The sequence below is a fragment of the Nocardia sp. NPDC127606 genome, from assembly GCF_042671725.1.
In the GTDB taxonomy this organism is placed as follows: domain Bacteria; phylum Actinomycetota; class Actinomycetes; order Mycobacteriales; family Mycobacteriaceae; genus Nocardia.
Window position 1 is genome coordinate 164,592 of sequence record NZ_JBHXWQ010000010.1, and the last position, 15,507, is coordinate 180,098.

Here is a 15,507-nt window from a genome sequence, read left to right on the forward strand (position 1 = left end):
ACAGATTCACTCCGCGCCTCCCACACCCCTGTTCGCCAGGTCATTCTTGGGTGGTCAGAGCGATAACGGTGGATTCGAGCGGGGGCGAGCACGATGTACGAGGCACACGCGACGGTGATCGGGACCGTCATCACCCATCCGATGCGGCGCGATCTCAGCAACGGCGAGCAGATGCTGACGTTCCGGATGGCGAGCAATTCGCGGCGATTCGACGCCAAAACGGCGGAGTGGACCGACAACGGCACGTTGTATCTCACGGTCTCGTGCTGGCGCAGGCTGGTGGCGGGGGTGGATCGATCGTTGCACCGCGGCGATCCGGTGATCGCCTACGGGCAGCTCCGGTCGCACGAGTACCGCGGCAAGGACGGAACCGAGCGGCGGGATCTGGAGATGCGCGCGGTCGCGGTCGGGCCCGATCTGGCGCGATGCCACGCGAGCGTTGTTCGCCGGTCCGAGGGCCTGCGATCACTGCCGCATGCCGCGGTGCGGAATATTTCCGACGCCCGCGGCGCTGCGCTACCGAAGGCCGACGACGCTGCCACCGGGTATGCGTCGACCGAACCCGTTGCCGTAGCCTGTACGACCGTGGCGGATGCTGTCCCCGCGCGATCGCCGGACGTGGTGTCGAGCACCAACGGTGCCGAGCAGGTCGACGCATGAGGGTCGTTTCCGCGGCACTCGACCCTTCCGTCTCCCGTCCCCATTTCTCCCACCGATAGGCTTCCGCGTATGGCTGAGTTCATTTATCAGATGATCAAGGTTCGCAAAGCGCACGGCGACAAAGTCATCCTCGACGACGTGTACTTGAACTTCCTTCCCGGCGCCAAGATCGGTGTGGTGGGTCCCAACGGCGCGGGTAAATCCAGCGTGCTGAAGATCATGGCGGGACTGGACCGGCCGAACAACGGTGAGGCGTTCCTCGGCTCGGGCGCCACGGTCGGCATCCTCCAGCAGGAGCCGCCGCTCAACGAGGAGAAGACCGTCCGCGGCAACGTGGAGGAGGGCCTCGGCGAGGTCAAGGTCAAGCTGGATCGGTTCAACGAGATCGCTGAACTGATGGCCACCGACTACTCCGATGAGCTCATGGACGAAATGGGCAAGCTCCAGGAGTTCCTCGACCACGCCGACGCGTGGGATGTCGACTCCCAGCTCGAGCAGGCCATGGACGCACTGCGGTGCCCGCCGCCGGATGCGCCGGTCACCAATCTCTCCGGTGGCGAGCGCCGCCGCGTCGCGCTGTGCAAGCTGCTGCTGAGCAAGCCCGATCTGCTGCTGCTCGACGAACCGACCAACCACCTCGACGCCGAGAGTGTGCTCTGGCTCGAGAAGCACCTCGCCGATTACTCGGGCGCCGTGCTGGCGGTCACCCACGACCGGTACTTCCTCGACAATGTCGCCGAGTGGATCCTCGAGCTCGATCGTGGGCGTGCCTACCCCTACGAGGGCAACTACTCCACCTACCTGGAGAAGAAGGCGCAGCGTCTGGAGGTCCAGGGCAAGAAGGACCAGAAGCTGCAGAAGCGCCTCAAGGACGAACTGGCCTGGGTGCGGTCCGGCGCCAAGGCCCGCCAGGCCAAGAACAAGGCTCGCCTGGGTCGCTACGAGGAGATGGCGGCCGAGGCCGAGAAGCACCGCAAGTTGGACTTCGAGGAGATCCAGATCCCCGCGGGTCCTCGACTGGGCGACATCGTGGTCAACGTGTCGCACCTGGACAAGGGCTTCGGCGATCGTCAGCTCATCAAGGATCTGTCGTTCACGTTGCCGCGCAACGGTATCGTCGGCGTCATCGGACCCAACGGTGTCGGTAAGACGACGTTGTTCAAGACCATCGTCGGTCTCGAATCACCCGACAGCGGTGAGGTGAAGGTCGGCGAGACGGTCAAGCTGAGCTATGTCGACCAGAACCGCGGAGGCATCGACCCGAAGAAGAACGTCTGGCAGGTCGTCTCCGAAGGTCTGGACTTCATCCAGGTCGGCAACCAGGAGATGCCCTCGCGCGCCTACGTCAGCGCGTTCGGCTTCAAGGGGCCGGACCAGCAGAAGCCGGCGGGTGTGCTCTCCGGTGGTGAGCGCAACCGCCTGAACCTGGCGCTGACCCTCAAGGAGGGTGGCAACCTGATCCTGCTCGACGAACCGACCAACGACCTCGACGTCGAAACCCTCAGCTCGCTCGAGAACGCGCTCGATCAGTTCCCCGGCTGCGCCGTCGTGATCTCCCACGACCGGTGGTTCCTCGATCGCACCTGCACCCACATCCTGGCGTGGGAGGGTGACAACGACAATGACGCCAAGTGGTACTGGTTCGAGGGCAACTTCGAGGCGTACGAGGCGAACAAGATCGAGCGTCTCGGCGCCGAAGCCGCTCGCCCGCACCGCGTTACGCACCGCAAGCTGACGCGCGACTGATACGCGCGGCCCGCATGACGGCCCGGTGGAACGATCTGTGAACGGTCGCTCCGCCGGGCCGTCGGCGTTGTGCCGATCGGTCCCCCTGGCGTTCATCCAGCATTCCGCAAGTTACCGGCGCGGCAAGCCCGAATTCCCTCAGCGAGTTCGAGTAGCCGGAGCTAGTCTCGAAAATGCGTCACCTGCGTTGCGAAATCGAAGCGAACCACAATCCATGGGAGTGGGCTAAACGATGACGGTCTCGTCGGAAATCTCCAGCGCGGCGTGGGCCGCGGGAATGCCGCAGAGCTTGCGCGGCGATCTCGCGACTCTCGAGGAGGCGTATTTCCGACACGTCGATGCCGGTGACGTGGACTTCCCGATCCCCGGAATCACCCAGATCTTCCGGCACCACATGGAATTGGCCGCTGTGCGGATGCCGGGTAAGGCCAGCGTGCGGGTGCACCATCCCGACGACGGGACCGGGATGGGCGCCGCGGTGCAGGTCGTCACCGACGACATGCCGCTGCTGGTGGAGTCGATCACCGCGGCGCTGGGCCGGATGCAGGTGAGCGTCTCCGAGGTGATCCACCCGATCTTCGAGGTCATCCGCGACGAGGAGGGCCATCTCACCGGCGCCGCGGCGCACGAGGTGGACGGCCACGGTGCGACCGGGCTGACCGAATCGTGGATGCACCTGCAGCTGCACCCGTCGACCGGCCGGGCCCAGCTCGACCACATCGAACGCACCATGCCCGAGGTGATCGACGACGTCCGCCAGGTGATCGATGACACCGAGGCCATGGCCGCGGTGCAGAGCTCGCTCGCCGACGCGCTCGACCGGTCCGCCGCCCAGGGCTCCACGCCGTTCCCCGGCGTCGATGTGGCCGATTGTGCCCAGCTGCTGCGGTGGCTGGCCGCGGGCAACTTCACCCTGCTGGGTTATGCCCACTACCGGCGCGGCGTCGAGGACGGTCACACGGTGTCCACCGTGGTGCCCGGTGCGAGCCTGGGTGTGCTCCGCCCCGATGTCGGCACCGATTTCAAAGTGCCCATCAACGGTGAAGACCGCCCGTTGCTGCTGCTCACCCAGGGCCTGGTGCGCGCGACGGTGCACCGCTCGGTGTACCCGTACTTCGTCGGTGTCGCCGATGTCGACGAGACGGGCGCCGAGGTGGGTGTGCACCTGTTCATCGGCGTGTTCACCGTCAGCGCGGTGCACGAGAACGTGCTCGACATCCCGGTGATCAATCGCCGGGTGCGGACCGCGATCGAGGGCGCGGGTTTCGACAAGGACTCCTTCTCCGGGCAGGCGATGCTCGAGGTGATCGAGTCGTTCCCGCGCACCGAACTGTTCTCGGCCGACACCGAGACCATGCGCCGCACCGCTGTCGCGGTGCTCGGCGTCGGCCTGCGCAGGCAGGTCCGGCTCTTCCTGCGCAGCGACGGCTACGGCCGCTTCGTGGCCTGCATGGTGTATCTGCCGCGCGATCGCTACACCACCGCCGTACGCCTGGAGATGCAGGAGATCCTGGTCGCCGAACTCGGTGGCGTGGATATCGACTACTCGGCGCGGGTGAGCGAAAGTGAGCTCGCCAGTGTGTATTTCACGGTGATGATGCCCGCCGAGGCTACCGGCGAGCCAGGCCCCGACACCTCCGAGGACAACCGGCTGCGGCTGCAGGGCCTGCTCAACGCGGCCAGCCACAGCTGGGACGACCGGATCGGTGACGCGGTCGCCTCCTCCACCGTGCTCGATCCCGCTGTGGTCAAACGGTATTCGGAGGCACTGCCCGAAAGTTACAAAGAGGACTTCGCCCCCGCCCGCGCGCTGGCCGACATCGTGCGCCTCGAGCGACTCACCGAAGGTGGCATCAGGCAGCACCTCTACCGCAGGCCCGAAGCGGCGCCCGGTTCGTGGCGCTTCAGCCTCTACATCGCCGGTTCCGGTGTCTCGCTGAGCCAGGTGCTCCCGGTCTTGCAGAGCCTGGGTGTCGAGGTGGTCGACGAACGGCCCTACCAGCTCGAACACGAAGGCGGCACCGAGCGCTGGATCTACGATTTCGGCTTGCAGGCCCGCCCGGAGCTGCTGCGCAACGCACTGGGCGGCGATCTCGACGCCGCACTGCTCGAAGCCCCCGGCGATCTCGACGCCCTGCGTACCCGGTTCACCGACGCCTTCGAGGCGGTCTGGTACGACCGGGCCGAAGCCGACGGCCTCAACGAACTCGTGCTGCGTGCAGGCCTGCCGTGGCGGTCGGTCGCGATCCTGCGCGCGTACGCGAAATACCTGCAGCAGGCAGGATTCCCGTACTCCCAGGTCAATATCGCCCGGGTGCTGCTGGCCCATCCGGAGGTCGCGCGCGATTTCGTCGACCTGTTCGCCGCCCGCTTCGATCCGGCCACCGTCTCCGTCGAGGCCGCCGTCGAGCTCGAGACGCGGGTGCGGGCCGGCATCGACGAGGTGGTCAGCATGGACGCCGACCGCATCCTGCGCGCCATTCTCGGCCTGATCAAGGCCACGCTGCGAACCAACAACTATGTTCTCGACGCCGAGGGTCGCCCGCGCGAATACCTGGCACTGAAGGTCGAGCCGCGTGAGATCGCCGAATTGCCCAAGCCGCGACCGCAATTCGAGATCTTCGTGTACTCGCCGCGGGTCGAGGGCGTGCACCTGCGGTTCGGCTCGGTGGCGCGTGGCGGCCTGCGCTGGTCCGACCGGCTCGAGGACTTCCGCACCGAGATCCTCGGTCTGGTGAAGGCGCAGGCGGTGAAGAACGCGGTGATCGTGCCGGTCGGCGCCAAGGGCGGTTTCGTGGTGAAGCGTCCGCCCGCCCCGGTCGGTGACCTGGCGGTCGACCGCCAGGCGAGTATCGCCGAGGGCATCGCCTGCTACCGCACCTTCATCTCCGGGCTGCTCGACGTGACCGACAATGTCGACCTGGCCACCGGCGCGGTGCTGCCGCCCGATCGGGTGGTGCGCCGCGACAGCGACGACACCTACCTGGTGGTCGCCGCCGACAAGGGCACCGCCAGCTTCTCCGATATCGCCAACGATGTGGCCACGCGCTACGGCTTCTGGCTCGGCGACGCCTTCGCCTCCGGCGGCTCGGCGGGCTACGACCACAAGGCGATGGGTATCACCGCCAAGGGCGCGTGGGAAGCGGTCAAACGCCATTTCCGTGAGATGGACATCGACACCCAGAGCCAGGAATTCACCGTGGTCGGCGTCGGCGACATGAGCGGTGACGTGTTCGGCAACGGCATGCTGCTCTCGTCGCACATCCGGCTGGTCGCCGCGTTCGACCACCGGCACATCTTCCTCGACCCGAACCCCGACGCCGCGAGCTCCTTCGCCGAACGTGAACGGTTGTTCGCGCTGCCGCGCTCCTCGTGGGCCGACTACGACCGGAGCTTGATCAGCGAGGGCGGCGGGGTATTCGAACGGACTGTGAAGTCGGTGCCGATCTCGCCGCAGGCGCGGACGGCGCTCGGCCTGCCCGACTCGGTGCAGACGCTCTCGCCGCCGGAGCTCGTGCGCGCGATCCTGCTCGCGCCGGTGCAGTTGCTGTGGAACGGCGGCATCGGCACCTACGTGAAGGCGAGCACCGAATCCAATGCCGAGGTGGGTGACAAGTCCAACGATGCGGTGCGCGTCAACGGAAACCAATTGCGGGTCAAGGTGGTCGGCGAGGGCGGCAACCTGGGCGCCACCGCGCTCGGCCGGATCGAGTTCTGCCGTGCGGGCGGCAAGATGAACACCGACGCACTCGACAACTCCGCGGGTGTCGACTGCTCCGACCACGAGGTCAATATCAAGGTCCTGCTCGACGGCGTGGTCAGCGCGGGTGGTCTCGCGCCCGCCGACCGCAATCCGCTGCTGGCCTCGATGACCGACGAGGTCGCTCGAATGGTGTTGCAGGACAACGTCGATCAGAACACCTTGATCGGTATCGCCCGCACCGACGCGCCCCAGATGCTCAATGTGCACGGCCGCGTGATCGCCGACCTCGAACAGCGCCGCGGCCTCGACCGGGAGCTCGAAGCGCTGCCGTCGACCGCCGAGCTGGCGCGCCGTGGCGAGGAGGGCGCCGGGCTCGCCTCACCCGAACTGGCCAACCTGCTCGCGCACGTGAAGCTCGGGCTCAAGGCCGACCTGCTCGACACCGACATGCCCGACAGCGCCTATTTCGCGAGGAAGCTGCCCCTGTACTTCCCGACGCCGCTGCGGGAACAGTTCGGTGCCGCCATCAAGAAGCACCGGCTGCGCCGCGAGATCGTCACCACGATGATCGTCAACGAGGTCGTCGATTACGGCGGCATCACCTATGCCCACCGTCTCAACGAAGAGGTCGGCGCCACCACCACCGATACGGTGCGCGCGTTCGCCGCGGCCACCGAGATCTTCCAGCTCCATGACGTGTGGTCGCGCATCCGCGGCGCCGACGCCGCCGCCGGCGTGTGTGACCTGCTCGAATTGGAATCCAAGCGGACGCTGGACCGGGCATCGCGCTGGCTGCTGAGCAACCGGCCGCAGCCGATCGCGGTCGGCGCCGAGATCAACCGCTATCACCGCCGGGTGCAGGAACTGGCGCCGCAGGTGCCGGGCTGGTTGCGCGGGCACCACGTCACCTCCCTCACCCAGGGCGCCGCCGAGCTGATCGCCCGCGGCGCGCCGACCGACCTGGCCACCGAGGTGTTCGGGCTGCTCGGGCTGTTCCCGCTGCTCGACATCGTCGATATCGCCGACATCACCGATCGCGACGGCGCCGAGGTGGGCGCCCTGTACTACGCGCTCAACGATCATCTCAAGATCGACTGGCTGCTCGAGGCGGTGAGCCATCTCGAACGCGGCGATCGCTGGCACGCGCTGGCCAGGCTCGCACTGCGCGACGACATGTACGGTTCGTTGCGCTCGCTCACCCTCGATGTGCTGTCCGCAGGTGACCCGGAGGAAACTCCCGACGAGAAAATTGCATACTGGGAGTCGAAGAACCAGTCCCGGCTGGGCCGTGCGCGCGCGGCACTGTCGGAACTGTTCGAGTCCGGGACCCACGACCTCGCCACACTGTCGGTTGCCGCGCGACAGGTGCGGAGCATGGTGAGCGGGGTGGGCGCCCAATCGGAGGTACCACGGTGACGAGTTCGCCGAACGGCAACACCGCCACGCCCGCACCGGATCTGGTGTTGCCGCAGCGTTTTCACGCGAAGGTCGAGATCCGCTGGTCGGATATGGATGTGTTCCAGCACGTCAATCACGCTCGGATGGTGACCCTGCTGGAAGAGGCGCGGATTCCGTGGCTGTTCGACGACGACAAGCCGACGGCGTCGATGGGACGGCAGGGCTGTGTGCTGGTCGACCTTCATGTGAAGTACCGCGGGCAGTTGCGGCACGAGGACACCCCGCTCGACATCGCCATGTGGGTCAAGCAATTGCGCGCGGTCGATTTCACCATCGGCTACGAGGTGCGGGCCAACGGCGCGGCCCCGGATTCGCCGCCCGCCGTCATCGCGACCACCCAGCTCGCCGCGTTCGACATCGACACCCAGCGGCTGCGCAGGCTCGGCGAGTCCGAACGCGACTACCTGGCACTGTGGCGGGCCTGATTTCGTGAGCTCCTCCGAACAGCGGGTGCTCCACACGCCCGACCCGGCCGAACGCGAAAACCTGGCCACCTTCCTCAGCCGTGCCCTCCGGCTGGACCCGGCCGCTGTCGTCCGGTTGCGGCGGCGCGGGTCCAGTCTCGTATCAGCATGGGTGGCAACGAGTTTCGAGACCCTAGCGGTGCGCACGATCACCGCGGAACTCGGTGTCGACGATGTCACCGTCGGTGCGGACATGGTGCTCGCGGGTCTGAGTACCGGCCATCCGATCGACCTCGGCTACTCGATGGACTCCGCTTGGCGCGGTGCCCTTCCGCCGACCGACGGCTTCACGCACGTGGAGGACGTTCCGGCGCGCACCCTGGTGGAGCTGGCTGAACGCGGCGCGGATGTGGCGCGCGAACACGGCGGTCCCAAAGGGCCGCCCGCGTCTCTTCTCGACCAGTCGGTTCTGACGGTCACCGGACCCGGCGACGTCGAGGTTCAGGTGCCGATGCGCGTCGTCTTCGCGCTCACGGCGATGGATTTCATCCCGCATGCGGGGGAGAAGACGGAGTCGCGTCGGATTCAGCCTTCGGAGTTGGTTCGGGTTCGCGCTACTCGCACGTGGTTGCGGTTGGATGCTCGGTACGGGTCTGTCGCGCGGCGATTGGGTGGTGGGATTCCGTTGTCGCCCAGTTGAGTTGGGTGGATCGGGGTCCCGGGTGCGGTAGTCCCGGACAGCGTGGTCGCTCGGCGGTCAGTGCACGCCGATGAGACGTAGCAGTGCGGTTGTCGTGGCCGCTGCCAGCACGGTGACGAGTAGGGGAGCGCGCCGCCACGCGAGGACTCCGCCGACGCCGACGCCTGCGGGTAGGGCGATGCCGAGGTGGCCGGAGCCGGTCGGCAGGGTGGCTGTCGCTACCAGTGCCGCGAGCAGGATCAGGGCCCCGGTATCCAGGAGATGGATTGCCTTGGGGGACAGCCGCAGCCGATGGCGCATCGCGGGGCCGGTCCATCGCAGTGCGTAGGTGCCCACGGCGAGCGCCAACATGGCGGGCAGCAGATACGGCGCGTTCATGCCGCCACCGGTTCGCCGGCGGGGGTCGGTGGGCGTAGGGCGAAGACCAGTCCGCCCAGGGCGATCAGCACCGGGAGCCCGGCCGGTACGAACGGGGCGACCGATACCGCCAACCCGGCACCGACGAGTACCGGCCGCAACGTAGCCCGATCGCGCAGGGCGGGCAGGATCAGCGCCAGCAGGATCACCGGGAACACCGCGTCCAGACCGAGCGCCGAGGTGTCGGGCACGAGCGAACCCAGCGCCGCGCCGAGGGTGGCGCCCAGCGGCCAGCACAGTGCGACGCCGATCCCGCAGGCCCAGTACGCGGCGCGTTTGCGGTCCTGATCGCCGGGGGCCGTGGCGAAGGCGACCGACTCGTCGTTGAGAACGTGGATGCCGAGCACCCGCTTCCAGCCGCGCCCGAACACCTCGGGCGCCGACAATCCGTACGGCAGGTGGCGCGCGTTGAGCAGCAGTCCGGCCACCACCGCCGCCAGCGGGCTACCGCCGGCCGCGACGATCCCGAAGAACAGCAATTCCGAGCCGCCTGCCAGCACCGTTACCGCCATCACGATCGGCATCCACATCGGGAATCCGGCCGCGATGGTCGACGCGCCGTAGGACACACCGAACAGGCCGACGGCAAAGCACGCCGCGGCTACGGCAGCCACGGTTCTCCGGTCGAGTGTTCGCCAAATCGAACGCATGTTGTTTATATTGAACGCACGGGCTGGGTAAAGTCAACGCGGTATCGCCAGCCCTCAGGAGGCGTAGATGGACCGGCAGGACCCCGTCGTCGGACCGCCCCAGGCGGTGATCGCCGCGGCGCTGCGTCGTGAGCGCGCCCGCGCCGGTCTCTCGCTCACCGAGGTCGCCCATCGGGCGGGCGTCGCGAAATCCACACTGTCGCAACTGGAATCGGGCACCGGCAATCCCAGCCTGGAAACCCTGTGGGCGCTGTGCGTCGCCCTCGAAATGCCGTTCTCCCGGCTGCTGGACCCGCCGCGGGCCAACGTTCAGGTGATCCGCGCCGACGAGGGCGCGCCGGTCCCCTCGGCCGATGCCGACTACCGGGTGACATTGCTCGCAGCGGGCCAGTCACACACTCGCTGTGATGTGTATCGCATCGCGGCCGAACCGGGCCACACCCGTCGCTCGGATCCGCACAGCCCGGGCGTCGTCGAGCATGTCGTGCTGGCGGCGGGCCGTGCCATGGCGGGGCCCGCCGACGAGCCCGTGGAGATGCGCCCCGGCGACTACATCCGCTACCTGGGCGATCTCCCGCACATCTTCGAAGCTCTCGAGCCGGGAACGTGGGCGACGATGGTCATCGAGAGCGCCTGAGTCGATCGAGCGCGGTGTCAGGCAGCTCCTTCGCCGAGGTACTGCAACCAGATCGGATCCAGATCGGCGGTGGTGGACAGCAGCCGCCAATGCGGGCCCTTGGGCGAGACCAGCGGGTGGCGCAGGTGCCAGCCCAGGTCGGCCAGCATCTTGTCGGCCTTGCGGTGATTGCAGGGGGCGCAGCTGGCGACGCAGTTCTCCCACGAGTGCTCGCCGCCGCGACTGCGGGGGATCACGTGGTCGATGGTCTCGGCCTTGCCGCCGCAGTACCCGCATCGGTAGTGGTCGCGATGCATGAGCGCGGCGCGGGTCATCGGCACGCGGGCGCGGTAGGGCACCCGCACATAGGTGCGCAGGCGGATGACAGACGGAATCGCTACTTCGGAGCCCGCGGAATGCAGGACCGGTCCTTCGGGATCGTCGTGGACGGCGTCTGCTTTGGCGCAGATCAGCAACACGACGGCGCGACGCGCGGACAGCGCGGTGAGCGGCTCGTAGGTGGCGTTGAGGAGGAGGACCCGGCGTTTGCGCCATGCGGCGGCGTCGTGGTCTCCGGCGAGATGCAGAGGCGCGGGGATATGCGGCAGGTCGTGAAGACCGTGTGCGCCCGGATGGTGATCGGACAGGATATGCAGCGGAACAGCCCCCGAGCCACGGTTGTGGACGTCGGCGGGCTGGAGTTGTCGGTGCGTGCGCGCCTCGTGTGAACGGGCGCTCGGTCGCTGCTTCATCCTCTTGACCTCAATTTCATGATTGGCAGGATCATGTGGTATCTGGGGCCGATACTGACCCCAGTTGACCATGGTTCCGGCGGTATTGCACGGCTATTTTTCAAACTTCCGGATGAACTGTGGTTGAAGGGCAGCGCGTTCGTGACCGTGGTGATCGGGGCACAATGGAGCTCGTGACTTCCGGTGAGCAGACAACGACCTCCTTCTACGAAGCCGTGGGCGGCGCGGAGACGTTTCGCCGACTGGTGTCGGTGTTCTATCGCGAGGTCGCGGCCGACGAGATCCTGCGCCCGCTGTACCCGGAGGAGGACCTCGGCCCGGCCGAGCGCCGGTTCCGGATGTTCCTCGAACAGTACTGGGGCGGGCCGCGTACCTACTCCGACGAGCGCGGGCACCCGCGCCTGCGTATGCGCCACAATCCGTTCGTCGTCGGGCCGCTCGAGCGCGACGCCTGGATGCGATGCATGCGGATCGCGGTCGGTGAGATCGAACCGTCGATCCTGGACGACGAACATCGCAAGGCCCTGCTGGACTACTTCCAAATGGCCGCGGCCTCCCTACAGAATTCGCCGACCTGACCCACGCGTACACCGCATTCCAGCGGCCTCCCTGCAAAACGCTCCGTAGCGGTACGAGAGCCCTGATAGGGCTCACTCGAGCCTACGGGTGCCCGCTGTTCGCTGATGACCAGCAGATAGCCGCCCGGTTTCGCATCGATGCCGCCCTTTACCACGATGTTTCGCCGTGGCGTGGCGAACGCTGGTGATTTGCCGGATTCGCAGAAAGTCTCGCCCCGCAGGAATATTGCGGGCGATCTTTGGCAATATTGCGGGTGTGACACAGACACCTGCCTCGCCGGTGCCGGGGGAAGCAAGCACCGCTCCGTGGTGGAAAACCGCCGTGTTCTATCAGGTCTATCCGCGTTCGTTCGCCGACTCCGATGGTGACGGTGTCGGCGACCTGGGCGGGGTCCGCGAGAAGATGGGGTACCTGGAGCTATTGGGCGTCGACGCGCTGTGGATCTGTCCGGTGATGCGGTCGCCGCAGGCCGACGGTGGCTACGACGTGTCCGATCCGCGCGATATCGACCCGCTCTTCGGCGGACTGGCGGCGCTGGACGAGTTGATCGCCGAGGCGCACGACCGCGAGATCAAGGTGACGATGGATCTGGTGCCCAACCACACCAGCATCGAACACGCGTGGTTCGCCGAGGCGCTGGAGGCTGCTCCGGGCAGCCCGGCCCGCGCTCGCTACATCTTCCGCGACGGTCGCGGCAAGGACGGGGACGAGCCGCCCAACAACTGGCCGAGCATTTTCGGCGGCCCCGCCTGGACCAGGATCACCGAGCCGGACGGCACACCAGGGCAGTGGTATCTGCACATCTTCGCGCCCGAACAACCCGACCTGAACTGGGACAACCCTGAGGTCGCCGACGATTTCGAGAAGACCCTGCGCTTCTGGCTCGACCGTGGCGTCGACGGTTTCCGCCTCGATGTCGCCCACGGGATGGCCAAGCCCGAGGGCCTGCCCGACATGGACCGGGTCGAGACCAAGATGCTCGTCCACGACGACGACGATCCCCGCTTCAACAACCCGGGCGTGCACGCCATCCATCGCCGCATCCGCACGGTGCTCGACGACTACCCGCACGCGGTGTCGATCGGGGAGGTGTGGGTCGACGACAACGTCCGCTTCGGCGAATACGTCCGCCCCGACGAGCTGCACCTGGCGTTCAACTTCCGCCTCGCCGAGACTCCCTTCACCGCGCAGGGCGTCCATGACGCGATCACGCACTCCCTCGACGCGGTCGCCGACGCGGGCGCCCCGCCCACCTGGACGCTGTCCAACCACGACATCGAACGGGAGGTGACCCGTTACGGCGGCGGCAAGACCGGCGTCGCGCGGGCACGGGCGATGCTGATGGTCGAACTCGCCCTGCCCGGTGCGGTGTTCATCTACAACGGCGCCGAACTGGCCCTGCCCAACGTCGACGACCTGCCCGACGATGTCCTGCAGGATCCCGTGTGGGAGCGCACGGGCCACCAGGAACGTGGCCGGGACGGCTGCCGGGTTCCGATGCCGTGGGAGGGCCCGACCACGCCGTTCGGGTTCACCGTGGGCAAGCCGTGGTTGCCGATTCCCGCCGACTGGGCCGACCGCACCGTCGAGGCGCAACTGGAAACCCTGCACTCGACGCTGTCGCTGTACCGCCTGGCGATCGACCTGCGCGCCACCCGGCCGGAGTTCGCGGGCCAGCGGATCGAGTGGTACGGCAGTCCCGACGGCTGTCTCGCGTTCCGTCGTCCGGGCGGGCTGATCTGCGTGCTCAACGCCTCCGAGGGCCCGATCCAGCTGCCGCCGGGGGAGGTGCTGTTGTCGAGCGCGCCGGTCGCCGACGACCGGTTGCCACCGAACGCGGCGGCCTGGTTGGTGTAGCCGCGCCGGACACGCGGTGCGGGAACTGCCAGCCGGAGGATGAACTACTACACAGCATCGTCTACCGTTGGTGCGTGAGCATTCTCGAGACAGTGCTGATCTTCGTCGGCATCCCGGCCGCGATCTACTTCGCGATCGCGGGTTTGTCCTATCTCGGTAAGCCATTCCCCGGTGAGAAGCCGGCCCACTTCGCACTCGGGCAGAAGTGGACCCACCGGCCGGTGCTGTGGAGTGCTACCGATGAGGTGACCGCCGCGGCGGGGCACCACACCGCCGAGCCGCATGGCAGTCATGCGGCTCTCGAAACCGCGCATGCGGAGCTGATCGGAGGCCGGGCAAGTGGCAAGTTCTAATTGGCCCGCGGTGGTCGAGGCCGACCTGCCGCACGGGTTCGCCCTCACCAGCAGCGGCCGCGTGTCCGGTGTGCACGAGCCCGGCACCGTGTTCGACGAGGTGCCGTTCACCGATCATGAGCGCATCTCCCTCGACAACGCGCTTACCGAGGCGACCCGCGCCACCAAGGTCCGTTTCAACATCTACCTCGGCGACCTCGGCTCCGATCCGGCGGCCGGTGCCGACGCGATCCTGCCGAACACCCCGGAGTCGGCCGATTCGGTGCTCATCGCCGTGTCCCCGAACCAGGGCGCGATCGAGGTCCGTTCCGGTGCGAACGTGGCCGAACGCGCCAACGACCGCATCTGCCAGCTCGGCGTCACCGCCGCGCTCGCCTCGTTCCGTCAGGGCAACCTGATCGACGGCCTGATCTCGGCCACCCGCGTGATGGCCGCCGCGATCGGCCGCTAATTCGTTCTCGTCCGAACGGCGCGTTCACCGCATGGTGAACGCGCCGTTCGTGTGTCACGCGCCGGACGCGCGGCGAAAGATTTCGGGGGACTGGCCGTTCCAGCGGCGAAAGGCGCGGCGCCGCAGCAGGACGCCCAGGTGGGGGTCGGTGCTGGTGGGCAGCGCCGCGATGTCGAGAAAGGTCAGTTGGGCGTGGGGAGCGCCGGACGGCCGTCCTGGTGCACTGTCCAGTCGACCTCGGGATCGGTGACCAGCGCGCGTAGATCGAACGCTGCGCGGACACTCTCGGCCAGGGTGGGCGCGCTGGTGAACAGGTAGTCCCATTCGAGCAGGGCGCCGTGGTCGGCGGCGGTGCCCGCGCGCAGACCGGCGTCGGCCGCATCGACGAGTTCCCAGATGCGCCACGTCGATTCGGTGACGATGCGGGCCAGACCGTCGGCGATCCCCGCCGGATCCGGGCCCGGCAGATGGCGCAGCTCGGCCTCGGTGACGCCGGCACCCAGTGCGGTCGCCCGGATCAGCCGGGCGGTGCGTACCGGAATCGTGCCGTCGATCATCAGCGGATGCTAGCCGACGGAAGTCCCGCTGCCCCAGGCGAATTTCGAACATTTCCGACCGGACGGTCCGGCGCGGAAAGTCCGCTGTGTGGCGTCGGCGGTCCGCCGTGGACGACCTACTCGCGCCATAGGTTTCAGACCATGACCACCACACCGTTCTCGCACTGTCGGGCAGCCTGCGCGCCGACTCGCACAACACCGCCCCGCTACGCGCCGCCCAAAAGTTCGGCGCGGGCCTCGACATCGAGATCTACTCGATTCCCGGTGTGCTCGAGAATGCCATCGACTGGGTGAGCACCGACTGGACCGAGGCCGAAGGGCTGCCGTTACAGCGCAAGCCGGTCGCGATCATGGGCGCCGCGCCGACCCGATTCGGTTCGGTCCGAGCGCAACTCGCACTGCGGCAGGTATTCGTCTGGACCGAGAGCGATGTGGTGGTGAAGCCGGAGGTGATCGCTTTCCGGTCGCACGAGCGCTTCGATGACGTGGGCAACCTGGTCGACGAGACCACCATCGACCTGCTGCGGGGTCTGCTCGCGGCGTTGACCGTGAAGATCGACCGGGCGAAGGGCCGGTCGTGACCGGGTGAGATCACCCGGCGGCG

The 15,507-nt window shown here is 67.5% G+C and carries 15 protein-coding genes; 11 read left to right on the forward strand and 4 right to left on the reverse strand.

Annotation, left to right across the window (positions count from 1 at the left end):
* Positions 1 to 93: 93 nt before the first annotated feature.
* The 5 genes from ACFVJ5_RS31915 to ACFVJ5_RS31935 all read left to right on the forward strand — a co-directional run bounded on the left by ACFVJ5_RS31915 (position 94) and on the right by ACFVJ5_RS31935 (position 8,671).
* Positions 94 to 660 carry a single-stranded DNA-binding protein gene (locus ACFVJ5_RS31915; protein ID WP_379225915.1) on the forward strand — a complete coding sequence of 189 codons (567 nt, stop codon included), beginning with the start codon at positions 94 to 96 and terminating at the stop codon, positions 658 to 660.
* A 69-nt stretch (positions 661 to 729) separates the two neighbouring features.
* Positions 730 to 2,406, forward strand: a complete 1,677-nt coding sequence (ettA, locus tag ACFVJ5_RS31920; protein WP_379225916.1) for an energy-dependent translational throttle protein EttA — start codon at positions 730 to 732, stop codon at positions 2,404 to 2,406.
* Positions 2,407 to 2,638: 232 nt separating this feature from the next.
* A complete protein-coding gene (locus ACFVJ5_RS31925; RefSeq protein ID WP_379225918.1) occupies positions 2,639 to 7,525 on the forward strand; it encodes an NAD-glutamate dehydrogenase in 4,887 nt (1,628 codons plus the stop codon).
* Positions 7,522 to 7,992 (forward strand): acyl-CoA thioesterase, encoded by a 471-nt coding sequence (locus tag ACFVJ5_RS31930; RefSeq protein WP_379225920.1) that lies wholly within the window; start codon positions 7,522 to 7,524, stop codon positions 7,990 to 7,992. The genes ACFVJ5_RS31925 and ACFVJ5_RS31930 overlap by 4 nt, the downstream gene beginning before the upstream one ends.
* Before the next feature lie 4 nt (positions 7,993 to 7,996).
* Entirely contained in the window at positions 7,997 to 8,671 is a 675-nt protein-coding gene (locus ACFVJ5_RS31935) for a hypothetical protein (protein WP_379225922.1), read from the forward strand.
* Positions 8,672 to 8,728: 57 nt separating this feature from the next.
* Here ACFVJ5_RS31935 and ACFVJ5_RS31940 read toward each other — a convergent pair whose 3' ends face one another.
* Together ACFVJ5_RS31940 and ACFVJ5_RS31945 are read right to left on the reverse strand one after the other, a co-directional pair.
* A complete protein-coding gene (locus ACFVJ5_RS31940; RefSeq protein ID WP_379225924.1) occupies positions 8,729 to 9,049 on the reverse strand; it encodes an AzlD domain-containing protein in 321 nt (106 codons plus the stop codon).
* The gene (locus tag ACFVJ5_RS31945; protein WP_379225926.1) at positions 9,046 to 9,738 is read right to left on the reverse strand and encodes an AzlC family ABC transporter permease; all 693 of its coding nucleotides are present in this window, start codon (positions 9,736 to 9,738) and stop codon (positions 9,046 to 9,048) included. Before ACFVJ5_RS31945 ends, ACFVJ5_RS31940 begins: the two co-directional genes overlap by 4 nt.
* Before the next feature lie 67 nt (positions 9,739 to 9,805).
* On the opposite strand from ACFVJ5_RS31945, the gene ACFVJ5_RS31950 reads away from it, so the two are divergent.
* Positions 9,806 to 10,375, forward strand: a complete 570-nt coding sequence (locus ACFVJ5_RS31950) for a helix-turn-helix domain-containing protein (protein WP_101464034.1) — start codon at positions 9,806 to 9,808, stop codon at positions 10,373 to 10,375.
* Positions 10,376 to 10,392: 17 nt separating this feature from the next.
* On the opposite strand, the gene ACFVJ5_RS31955 is transcribed toward ACFVJ5_RS31950, so the two are convergent.
* Positions 10,393 to 11,106 carry an HNH endonuclease gene (locus tag ACFVJ5_RS31955; protein WP_379225928.1) on the reverse strand — a complete coding sequence of 238 codons (714 nt, stop codon included), beginning with the start codon at positions 11,104 to 11,106 and terminating at the stop codon, positions 10,393 to 10,395.
* Positions 11,107 to 11,270: 164 nt separating this feature from the next.
* On the opposite strand from ACFVJ5_RS31955, the gene ACFVJ5_RS31960 reads away from it, so the two are divergent.
* The 4 genes from ACFVJ5_RS31960 (at position 11,271) to ACFVJ5_RS31975 (ending at position 14,346) form a co-directional block, all read left to right on the forward strand.
* Positions 11,271 to 11,684 (forward strand): globin, encoded by a 414-nt coding sequence (locus ACFVJ5_RS31960; RefSeq protein WP_379225930.1) that lies wholly within the window; start codon positions 11,271 to 11,273, stop codon positions 11,682 to 11,684.
* Positions 11,685 to 11,940: 256 nt separating this feature from the next.
* Entirely contained in the window at positions 11,941 to 13,542 is a 1,602-nt protein-coding gene (locus ACFVJ5_RS31965; protein WP_379225932.1) for an alpha-amylase family glycosyl hydrolase, read from the forward strand.
* Between the two features lie 74 nt (positions 13,543 to 13,616).
* On the forward strand, positions 13,617 to 13,895 hold the full coding sequence (locus ACFVJ5_RS31970; protein WP_194829561.1) for a hypothetical protein: 279 nt from the start codon (positions 13,617 to 13,619) through the stop codon (positions 13,893 to 13,895).
* A complete protein-coding gene (locus ACFVJ5_RS31975) occupies positions 13,882 to 14,346 on the forward strand; it encodes a DUF5130 domain-containing protein (protein WP_378629927.1) in 465 nt (154 codons plus the stop codon). Before ACFVJ5_RS31970 ends, ACFVJ5_RS31975 begins: the two co-directional genes overlap by 14 nt.
* A gap of 182 nt (positions 14,347 to 14,528) precedes the next feature.
* Here ACFVJ5_RS31975 and ACFVJ5_RS31980 read toward each other — a convergent pair whose 3' ends face one another.
* Complete coding sequence (locus ACFVJ5_RS31980; RefSeq protein ID WP_379225934.1) at positions 14,529 to 14,903, reverse strand: hypothetical protein; 375 nt, start codon at positions 14,901 to 14,903, stop codon at positions 14,529 to 14,531.
* A 257-nt stretch (positions 14,904 to 15,160) separates the two neighbouring features.
* Here ACFVJ5_RS31980 and ACFVJ5_RS31985 point away from each other — a divergent pair, with 257 nt between their 5' ends.
* Positions 15,161 to 15,484 (forward strand): NADPH-dependent FMN reductase, encoded by a 324-nt coding sequence (locus ACFVJ5_RS31985; protein ID WP_379226035.1) that lies wholly within the window; start codon positions 15,161 to 15,163, stop codon positions 15,482 to 15,484.
* The last annotated feature ends 23 nt before the right edge of the window (positions 15,485 to 15,507 follow it).